Origin of the sequence: Stenotrophomonas panacihumi (genome assembly GCF_001431645.1) — a bacterium.
GTDB lineage: Bacteria > Pseudomonadota > Gammaproteobacteria > Xanthomonadales > Xanthomonadaceae > Stenotrophomonas_A > Stenotrophomonas_A panacihumi.
On the sequence record NZ_LLXU01000012.1, the window covers coordinates 1 to 601 of the forward strand.

A 601-nucleotide genomic window follows, 5' to 3' on the forward strand; every position below is an offset into this window, starting at 1 on the left:
GTGCGCGAGCGCCTGGCCGACATCGGTGATCGTGTACTCGCGACCGAGATCGCCAAGCGTATTAAGCCTTCTTTGGAAGAACTCAGTCGCAATCTTTCGCCAGTGCATGAGGCGCTGCTTGCAGCTGAGCGGAATCCCTGGGGCGAGGAGACTGTTTTAAAGCGTGTTTCGCTCTCTGACCTCACGGATAGATCCGCGGTGTGGCTGGCGGCATTTAAGCAGGCAGATTTTTTGCTCGGGGCAGAGGAGCTATCGGTTGAACAGGCGCTTGCCGTTATAGGGGGGATCCAGCAGGCACAAGCAGCGCATGCTGCTTATGAGGCTGTGGCAGAAGACGGGGAGGCTGCATTCGGTCCGTTCTGGCTGGCGCTTGAAAGTAAGCCAGGTGAGCTTCGCCCAATCGTTTCTTGGATTGAGCAGAATCCCGAGCTTCGCCAATTGGCAGCACGCATCAGCGAGCCGCAATCGCTCTTGGAGCAGGCCGAGCGCGCGTCGTCGGCTGCTGGCGTCTTGGCGGGGGAGGTCATGGATCTTCTCGTTGGCTTGCAGTTCGAAGGAAACGCTGAGATCGCGCGCAATCCAAGCCATGCCAGTTTGGCGG

General features: G+C 58.9%; 1 pseudogene. It reads left to right on the forward strand.

Features of this window, described 5'->3' with window-relative positions:
* Nucleotides 1-601, forward strand: a pseudogene (locus ARC20_RS17800) (DUF3320 domain-containing protein); the annotation flags it as partial.